We start from the raw sequence: 2,988 nt of genomic DNA, 5'->3' as shown, positions 1-2,988 counted from the left end.
CCGACCAGCCCGCCGACCGTCGCTTCGCCGGCCGCGACCCCGGCCGGTCCGCCGACCACCGGTCGTCGGATGACGCCGATGCCGGTCCGCCGTCCGTCGACCGGCCCGAACGACATCGCCGACGCCGCCGACGGCCCCGCTGCAGCAGCCGAGGGTCGCCGTCGTCGCACCGTCGATCCGCAGAATCGTCACCACCGTCGAGAGTGAGCACGTCACCACATGTCCGCGTCGCCAGCATCGTCGTCCACCCCCGCACCGGCCGTGTCTGACACCGACCGCACCCGTCTGGCCGAGCTGGTCACCGAGTTGGCGGTGGTCCACGGTCGGGTGACGCTGTCGTCGGGCAAAGAGGCCGACTACTACGTCGATCTTCGGCGGGCGACGCTGCATCACGAGGCATCCCGACTGATCGGCGGGCTGATGCGTGAACTCACCGCCGACTGGGACTACGACGCCGTCGGCGGACTCACCCTCGGCGCCGATCCGGTGGCGACGTCGATCATGCACGCCGCCGGTCGCGACATCGACTCCTTCGTGGTCCGCAAGGCCGTGAAGGCGCACGGGATGCAGCGTCGCATCGAGGGACCCGACATCGCCGGACGCCGCGTTCTCGTGGTCGAGGACACCAGCACCACCGGTGCGTCGCCGTCGAATGCGGTCGAGGCCGCGCGGGAGGCCGGCGCCACCGTCGTCGGTGTCGCGACCGTCGTCGACCGTGCCACCGGGGCGGACGAGGTCATCGGAGCACTCGGGGTGCCCTACCGGTCGCTGTTGGACCTGCATGATCTCGGACTCGCCTGAACCGTCGTCGGGACCGTCGGGGCCGACCGACACCGACATGCCAATCGACGCCGAAGATCCGTCGGGGCCCACCGAGTGGCAGCCGCGCAACGGTCCGGTGGTCGGGGTGGGTCCGTGGACGAGCGAACACGATGAACCCGTTCCGGACGACCCGCGCTACGACCCGGAGTTGCTCGACGTCGGGGACACCCGCAACGTCGTCGACGGGTACCGCTACTGGACGCGTGACGCGATCGTCGCCGACATCGACTCGCGTCGGCATCCGTTCCACGTCGCGATCGAGAACTTTGCGCACGACGCCAACATCGGGACCGTGGTCCGCACCGCAAACGCCTTCGCTGCGTCGTCGGTACACATCGTCGGGCGTCGGCGGTGGAACCGTCGGGGTGCGATGGTCACCGACCGCTATCAGCACATCGTGCACCAGCCAGATGTCGGAGCATTGCTGACCTGGGCGCATGCCGAGGGATTGGCCGTCGTGGCGGTCGACAACACACCCGGGGCCCAACCGCTGGAGACGACTGCGCTGCCCCGCGCCTGCGTCCTGCTGTTCGGCCAGGAGGGGCCCGGCGTGAGCGACGACGCGCAGTCGGGGGCCGACCTCACCGTCTCGATCGCGCAGTTCGGGTCGACGCGGTCGATCAACGCCGGCGTCGCGGCGGGGATCGCCATGCACGCATGGGTCGCACAGCACGCGGATCTGTCCCGGGCGTGGTGACGCCGTCCCGGACGCGCCTCAGATGTCGGCTTGATCGGTCGCGGCAGCCGCGACCGGCGTCTTCTTCGCGTTGCGACGACGCCGGTACCACTCGATGAACATCGGCAGGACCGACACGATCACGATCAGGATGAAGATCGGCTCGATGAGCTTCTGCACGACCTCGAAACGGCCCAGCCAGTAGCCGAGCAACACGATGCCCGCGCCCCAGACGATGGCGCCGACCACGTTGTAGATCGCGAACACCGCCCACCGCATCCGTGCGGCGCCGGCGACGATCGGGGCCAGGGTCCGCACGATCGGGACGAAGCGGGCCAGGAAGATCATGATCGGGCCGCGCTTCTCGAAGAACTCGTGCGCCTCCGTGAGGTAGCGCTCCTTGAGGAATCGGGCGTCGGGTCTGAACATCTCGGTTCCGACGAATCTGCCGATCCAGTAGCCGATCTGACCGCCGATGACCGCGGCGACCGGGATGAAGATCAGCAGTTGCCAGAGCGACGCGAACTTGTCGATGCCCTCCTTGCCGCCCGCCGCGACGACCATGCCCGCCACGAAGAGCAGGGAGTCACCCGGCAAAATCGGGAAGAGGACGCCGGACTCGATGAGGATGACCAGCAGCAGACCCCAGAACGCCCATGCGCCGAACCAGCTCAGCACGTTGATGGGGTCGAGGATGCCGGGCAGCGCGACCTGGACGGTCGTGGCCTGGGCAAGGGTGGAGGCGATCACGGGTCATCAGGCTACGCGGTGCGCCTGTGAACCCGCTGGAGGACCTACCGGTCAGCCGTTGACGTCGACCGGCTCTTCGGTGACCGGGCGCCGGGACTTCCGGATGCGTTTGATCACCTCGGAGATGATCGGCAGCACGGAGATGAAGACGATCAGCAGGAAGATGATGTCGACGTTGTCGCGGATGAAGGCGATCTGTCCGAGGAAGTAGCCGAGTAGGGTGATGCCCGCGCCCCACGCGACCGCGCCGACGATGTTGTAGGTGAGGAAGACCGAGTACCTCATCTTGGCGGCACCGGCCACGAGCGGTGCGTAGGTTCGGACGATCGGGACGAACCGTGCCAGCACGATGGTGATCGGACCGTGCTTCTCGAAGAACTCGTGTGCCTCGACGATGTAGCGCTCCTTGAGCACCTTGGCATCGGGTTTGAACAGCGAGTAGCCGAGCTTCTTGCCTATCCAGTATCCGACCTGGTCGCCGAGGAAGCCGGCGATCGGGATGGTCACCAGGAGCACCCACAGCGGGGCGAAGGGCTCGATGTCGGCGGACTTGGCCGCGACGATGAGCCCCGCGGTGAACAGCAGTGAGTCACCGGGGAGCAGGGGGAACAGCAGACCGGACTCGATGAACACGACCAGCAGCAGGCCGCCCAGCATCCAGGTGCCGAACGAGTTCAGCAGGTTGACCGGGTCGAGGAATCCCGGCAGCAGGGCGAGGTTGGTGGTGGTCGTGGCGAGGG

At 67.7% G+C, this 2,988-nt stretch carries 4 protein-coding genes and 1 pseudogene; 3 read left to right on the top strand and 2 right to left on the bottom strand.

Annotated elements, in window-relative coordinates; translation table 11 throughout:
• From GS4_RS25950 to GS4_RS09880, 3 genes and pseudogenes are all read left to right on the top strand, one after another.
• Positions 1-207, top strand: a pseudogene (locus GS4_RS25950) (hypothetical protein); the annotation flags it as partial.
• A gap of 12 nt (positions 208-219) precedes the next feature.
• Positions 220-801 carry an orotate phosphoribosyltransferase gene (pyrE, locus tag GS4_RS09885; RefSeq protein ID WP_007620086.1) on the top strand — a complete coding sequence of 194 codons (582 nt, stop codon included), beginning with the start codon at positions 220-222 and terminating at the stop codon, positions 799-801.
• 37 nt (positions 802-838) lie between these two features.
• Positions 839-1,519, top strand: a complete 681-nt coding sequence (locus GS4_RS09880) for a TrmH family RNA methyltransferase (RefSeq protein WP_040510138.1) — start codon at positions 839-841, stop codon at positions 1,517-1,519.
• A gap of 18 nt (positions 1,520-1,537) precedes the next feature.
• Here GS4_RS09880 and GS4_RS09875 read toward each other — a convergent pair whose 3' ends face one another.
• Together GS4_RS09875 and GS4_RS09870 are read right to left on the bottom strand one after the other, a co-directional pair.
• Complete coding sequence (locus GS4_RS09875; protein ID WP_007620084.1) at positions 1,538-2,248, bottom strand: DedA family protein; 711 nt, start codon at positions 2,246-2,248, stop codon at positions 1,538-1,540.
• 51 nt (positions 2,249-2,299) lie between these two features.
• The coding region (locus GS4_RS09870) for a VTT domain-containing protein (RefSeq protein ID WP_007620083.1) at positions 2,300-2,988 on the bottom strand (689 nt) is incomplete at its 5' end.

Origin of the sequence: Gordonia soli NBRC 108243 (assembly GCF_000334455.1) — a bacterium.
Lineage (GTDB): Bacteria > Actinomycetota > Actinomycetes > Mycobacteriales > Mycobacteriaceae > Gordonia > Gordonia soli.
The sequence above is the reverse complement of the archived record's forward strand: the minus strand, read 5'-3'. Positions and strand labels throughout refer to the sequence as shown.